Genomic DNA, 6157 nt, shown 5'->3' with positions numbered 1-6157 from the left:
ACAACCATAGGCTCATATCCTGTAAATACCGATGCGGTGTACAAATGGTATTATCAAGATAGTCCTGATACAGTACTTGGAACGACAGCATCCTATACTGTAACAAGTGACAATATGGGCAAAAAGATCAGTGTTGATGTTTCTGTTAATGGATACACAGGTACAGGCACTTGGACTGCACTAATAATGTAAGTGCCCTTACTACAACGCTTAATGCAAACCAAATGACCCTAAACACCGTAGTGGGCGCGGGAGATAACATTTCCTTCACGGGCCTGTCTGCGGGAGATACCGTAAAAGTCTACGATGTAGCGAAGTGCCGAAGTGGCATAAAATGATTTGTCGAAACAAGCGACACAGTGGCACTACCGACACTACCGTTGCCAATGTTCGAGCCTCACGTTCCAACAAAAGGACGTGGGGCTTTTTCTGTATGCCTGTAAGCGTTTAATAAACAGGTGCATGGTCAAACCTGCACTAACTGGAGAAAATACCTCCATAAGACTAAGGATTGGAGGTATTAAAGTACCCAAGCGAGAACAGCGGGCTTAGCTCGTAGCGGAATGCAGGGCCAGCGGAATGACTGAAAAGGCGTGCTGCGAAGCCAAGGGTATTCAATATCAACGGTATGTTACCTGGGCAACTAAACTAAATAGAGAAGGTCAACATGAACCACAGCAGTAGGCAGATGTAACGATTACAAAAGGGGAACGTTCCACGAGCAAAATTTGACTTAATTGCGGCAAATGGACAATTTGCGTGTTTTCGGAGCCGAAACTATTATTGTTCAAGTGGCTCAATCCTTTAAAACGGACTATTTTCTTTCAATTCTAGCGCAATCATGATATAATATTATTTTGAGTACCACAAGCGTCTTATACCCCGTTGGCGAAACTCACGCGCTATCGCGGATGTACTGTTTCGGCGGTCATATTTGATATAGAAAATTATTTCTGCGCAGTTATAGATAGAGACGCAATTGGAGAACTTAATAAGTATAACAAACAAAAAGGAGAATGAACGTATTGGCAACATTCACAGACTTAGGATTAAGTGAACCACTTATTCGATCGATTATCAACATGGGTTTTGAAGAAATGACCCCTATTCAAGAAAAGACGATTCCTACCACGATGGAAGGGAAAGATCTGATTGGACAGGCCCAAACTGGAACAGGCAAAACAGCTGCTTACGGAATTCCCTTGGTGGAGAGAATTAAGGAACAAGCCGAACAAATTCAAGGCATAGTGTTGGCTCCAACTCGAGAATTGGCGGTCCAAGTGGCTGAGGAATTAAATAAGATTGGGCAATTTAAACGGATTCATGCCCTACCTATCTACGGCGGACAAGGGATCGATTGGCAAATTAGAGCCCTCAAAAAGAGGCCCCACATCATCGTAGCGACTCCAGGACGTTTGATGGATCACATGAGGAGGAAGACCATTCGCCTTAATGACATCAAAATCGTTGTTTTGGATGAAGCCGATGAAATGCTGAACATGGGTTTCTTGGAAGATATCGAAACGATCCTCAAGGAAATTCCAGAGGAACGTCAGACTTTGCTCTTCTCCGCCACCATGCCTAGGCAGATTCAAAATATTGCTCAGCGGTTTATGAAGGAGCCCGAGCTGATTAGTATTAAATCAACAGGCGTCACGGTCTCGGATACTGAGCAACATTATGTGGAAGTATCGGAACGACTTAAATTTGATGTCTTATCTCGTATTCTAGATATCCAATCTCCCGATTTGTCGATTGTCTTTGCTCGAACAAAACGGAGAGTGGATGAACTTTCCGAAGCTTTGAGTAAGCGCGGTTATTCTGCGGAAGGAATTCATGGTGACTTGACCCAAAGCAAGAGAGATAGCGTTTTGCGTCAGTTTAAAGATGGAACCATTGAGGTTTTGGTCGCTACTGATGTGGCTGCTCGTGGTTTGGATATTAGTGGAGTGACCCACGTGTTTAACTTCGACATACCACAAGACACAGAAAGTTATGTTCATCGGGTGGGTCGTACTGGTCGGGCTGGAAAATCAGGTTTAGCCATTACCTTAGTCACACCTCGTGAGATGGGCATGTTGAGACTGATTGAATCCGTGATTAAGCGCAGGATTGTGCGTAAGCCTATTCCTACCATTGTTGAGGCAGTAGAAGGGCAGCAACGCTTAACAATGAATGAAATTCTGCGAGTCATTGCAGAAGAAGATATTGAGAAATATAAAGGGGTAGCTGAAGATTTGCTGGCTGAAAATGACTCAGTAACCCTCTTATCCGCTGCGTTGAAGATTATTACTAAGGAACCTGAAAATGTAGAAGTTCGATTAACGGAGGCGGCACCCCTTAGAACGAGAAGTATGGGAAATCCAAGACCACCACAGGGTGGTTATAACAGAAGCGGCTATGCACCCAAGACGGACACTTGGTCAAGAAGAGGTAAAGGCAATGATGTTCGTGGAGGCGCTGCCGGAGCTCAAAGAGGTAGGGACAATAAGAGAAATGGCTAGAATAGAGTAGTAGGCTTTGGGAAGAGGTTGTTGGTACCTTTTCCCTTTTTAATGGGCAAATTTAACTTGATGAAGAATCATCTAATGGCAATATAATAATCAGTACATAGAAATGCCTATCATCGTCATAGACAGGCATTCTATTTTTTGTTTAAAGAACTTTTTAAGGAGGTCGAAGGTGAATCCAATAATGTGTCGAATCTATTATCCAGAGTAGCCTTTATAACTCTGGAGGGAGATCATAGAAAAAATGCTAGCAAGATTTTTACGAAGAAAAGTAGCTGGATACATACTTTTAAACTTTATGCTCGTATTAACCCTAATTCTGAGTTCCTCGACGATGGTTCTAGCTTCCAATGTTGATGTTTTGCCAGAAATTCGGACGCTGCTACAAAACCAGTATGTGGACCCGGTATCCGCTGAGGTCTTAAACGCTCCGACTGTGGACGAGACTCTGAAGTTGCTTGGGGATCCTCACACGATGTACTTCTCCCCTGAGGGATATCAGGGCTTTGTGGGGAGTATAGATATGCGTTTTTATGGGATTGGGGTTCATATTAACATGGAACCCGAAGGGGTGAGGGTGGTCGCTGTCATCTCTGGTTCACCAGCGGAAGAGGTTGGATTGAAAGCTGGGGACTTAATTTTCAGTGCGGCTGGGCAAACGCTAGTCGGGCTCTCTTCGGATGAAGCAGTGAACATCCTGCGGGGTCTGGATGGAAGCACAGTTCAAATCAGCGTGAAACATGGGACGGAGACCAAGGAGTTTACGGTCACGCGCAGGGCAGTAACTGAACCTACAGTGACGGGAGATGTGCTAGATGGGCATATCGGCTATCTTGATCTGAATTCATTTGGAAGAGATACACCGACAGAATTTCTCGCGGTGGTTAACCGTTTAAAAAGTCAAAATATAAACGGATGGATTGTGGATTTAAGAGATAATGGGGGAGGCTATTTGAGTTCGGCAATTGATCTCGCGGGCTATTTCGTAGGCCCTGATGTTGTGGTACGTATCAAAGACCGAACTGGTACCGTTTCTCAATACAAAGCACCGGACCATGGCTTCATACTTAGTCAACCGGTCATTTTCCTAACCAATAAGAATAGTGCCAGTGCATCAGAGATATTAACAGCTGCAGTCAAAGATCACCAAAAGGCAACTCTGGTAGGTACAACTACCTATGGGAAGGGGACGGTCCAGAGCATGTTTACCCTTACGAATGGGGGTGTCCTTAAAATGACGGTTGATCGTTTTTATTCCCCTTTGGGCCATGAGATTAATAAAGTGGGCGTAGATCCTGATGTTGAAATTAAGCAAACAGACTCGCTCAAAGCGGCAGAATTGATGCTATTGAGTGAAACGGAGGCGATTTCCAAGGCTAAGACAATGGATTATTGGGAAGCATGGGGGGAACTTGCGAACTCGGTGCCTGCGTACCAATCCTTGGAGCGTTATTCTCTCTATTACCGAAACTATCGCAAAGTCAGCGAATTGTCAGCGGTGCCGCTGGATAAGAAGTTCACGGTGAACTTTGCGGGAGCAGTCGATTGGCAAAGCGTGAATAACACAAGTCTAGAGCTGATCAATAGCGCAACAGGCCAAAGAACGCCTGCAATATTTGAACCCCTTGGACCATCTGATGTGCAAGTGATTCCGACTACAGCCCTTACCCCAAATACAACCTATTGGCTTGTTATAAATCCGTCAATTTGCGATATTAAGGGACTTGCCATGTCAGATGGAGCTGTGGCAATTGCACATACGATTGAAGGGACAGCGGCCACTAGTACATCCAAGATTCAGTCCTTGAAGAATCAAGAACGTGTCAGTGGGATGAAACCAACGAACCCGTATGATTCGGATTACGGGTGGGCTCTTTGGAATTTAGGGGCAATGCCTTCGAACAACTAGAACGAGGTGGAGGGATGATCCCGTGGTTTATGAGGTATGTGCCCTTGTAGCGACCATTATTTTGGGGGTGCTTGGCATTGAATTAACGTTTTGGATCCGTTCAGCGCGGAAACTCACGGATGAGGCCAAGCAAACGATTCAGGATTTAAACACTCATTTGCCATATATGCTGGAGGACGTGCAGGCTGTGACCAACCTTGTGAGACAGACCAGCGATCAGGTAGGTGGCACAGTGAACCAAGTGGCAGTCAGTTTAGAGGAGATGAGAAAGAATCCCTTTCGCTTGGTTACCGTTTTCATGGAGGCAGTGAACCAAGTGAGGGAATTATGGAGGGAGATTCGAAAGTAATATAAGCTCTGTAATCGAGTGCGTGTTCGATGAATTTTGAATATGTGAAATTTTTGTTTAGAGTACTCATTAAAGGGATTGATTTCTAACGAAATTTCAAGTATAACTAATGAGATGACCGAACGGTCGGTTTTGTAAATAGTGCTAGCGTAGTATGACTTATTAGTAAAGGAGGATTTATGTGAAAAAAGTAATTTCCATTTTCATGGTTGCTTTAATGCTGCTTGTTTCGACTAACACTGTGATGGCTTCGGATGATACTTTGGATATTGAAAAGGTTGCCATAAAGTCTATTAAAAATTCTCAAGACGTTCAATTGATCAATAGACAAGTAACGCTAACTCAGAAAAATTATGCAGATATAAAAGCTGCGGTTGATGGTGCACGATATGGTTTACAATATGGAAATTCTTATCAATTAGTGGAAACGATTATTCTCAGACCTATGGAAGTTAATAATATGTTGACCCAGGTTACGAATGGGCAACTTGTTGTTAAAAATGCCGTGCGATTATCGTCGTATAAAGCCTATATTGGTCTTTTGAAAGCAAACTATGCTTTGACTATACAAAAGGGTCTTATGGATAATCTAGATGCCGATTATAAAAAAGCACAGCTACAGCTGTCGTTAGGGTTGATTTCCCAATCTCAACTCAGATTAAGTGAGATCGCGTATCTTAAAGCTCAGTATCGACACGATAGTGCTCAAAAAGGTGTTAACTCGGCATCTCTGTCAATGAGCAATATGATGGGTGAAGACACAGCAAAGCAGTATACCCTTCAGGACTATAACATAACTCCCGCTGCCCAAATAAAATCCTTAAATGATTATATAAACACGGCCTTAGGCAAGCGAGCAGAGATAATGAATGCCCAGAGTACACTAGATACGAAAAAGAAGGAATATGACTATGGCAAGGCTGAATTGCCTACGGATTTTCAATTTTACGTCCAGAAACAGGAATATGCCATCGAAAGTGCTCAGAATGACTTAGATCTTGCAAAAATAAATGTCCAGTTGGATATCACAAATAACTACAAGACCTTAGAAAACGCGATGAAGAACATGGAAGCGATGAAAGACCTGGACGACCAGGCAAACTTTAATGATCAAACAGCACAAATTCAATTTGATAATTCTCAGATTACTTTAAAAGAGCTTGGGGATGCAAGAGTATCCAAGGCTCAGGCCGATGTGAATTATAAAAATTCAAAATTAGATGCTTGGCTGGCACAGACTATGATGGATACGGCCTGCGGCATTGGTTTTCAACCTTCAAGCTCTATGAGCAGTAATTCAACTAGCCAATCCAGTTCTAAGAATAATCCGAATCCTACTACAAAATCTAGTCGGGAAAATCGATGATTAACTACTAAAAATGGAGGTGT

Annotated in this window: 5 protein-coding genes; all 5 read left to right on the top strand. The window is 43.2% G+C overall.

Annotation, left to right across the window (positions count from 1 at the left end):
• Positions 1 to 192 (top strand): hypothetical protein (locus E4K68_RS20820; RefSeq protein WP_206751208.1); only part of this gene is annotated, 192 nt, incomplete at its 5' end.
• Positions 193 to 1025: 833 nt separating this feature from the next.
• Positions 1026 to 2504, top strand: coding sequence for a DEAD/DEAH box helicase (locus E4K68_RS15145; RefSeq protein ID WP_135379758.1), 1479 nt, complete (start codon positions 1026 to 1028; stop codon positions 2502 to 2504).
• 250 nt (positions 2505 to 2754) lie between these two features.
• On the top strand, positions 2755 to 4419 hold the full coding sequence (locus E4K68_RS15140) for a S41 family peptidase (protein WP_135379757.1): 1665 nt from the start codon (positions 2755 to 2757) through the stop codon (positions 4417 to 4419).
• 22 nt (positions 4420 to 4441) lie between these two features.
• Positions 4442 to 4768 (top strand): hypothetical protein, encoded by a 327-nt coding sequence (locus E4K68_RS15135; protein WP_135379756.1) that lies wholly within the window; start codon positions 4442 to 4444, stop codon positions 4766 to 4768.
• A 181-nt stretch (positions 4769 to 4949) separates the two neighbouring features.
• Entirely contained in the window at positions 4950 to 6134 is a 1185-nt protein-coding gene (locus E4K68_RS15130) for a TolC family protein (RefSeq protein WP_199241785.1), read from the top strand.
• Positions 6135 to 6157 lie beyond the last annotated feature (23 nt).

Source organism: Desulfosporosinus sp. Sb-LF (assembly GCF_004766055.1).
Taxonomy (GTDB): Bacteria; Bacillota; Desulfitobacteriia; order Desulfitobacteriales; family Desulfitobacteriaceae; genus Desulfosporosinus.
Note: the sequence above shows the minus strand (reverse complement) of the source record. Positions and strands in the feature narration are given on the sequence as shown.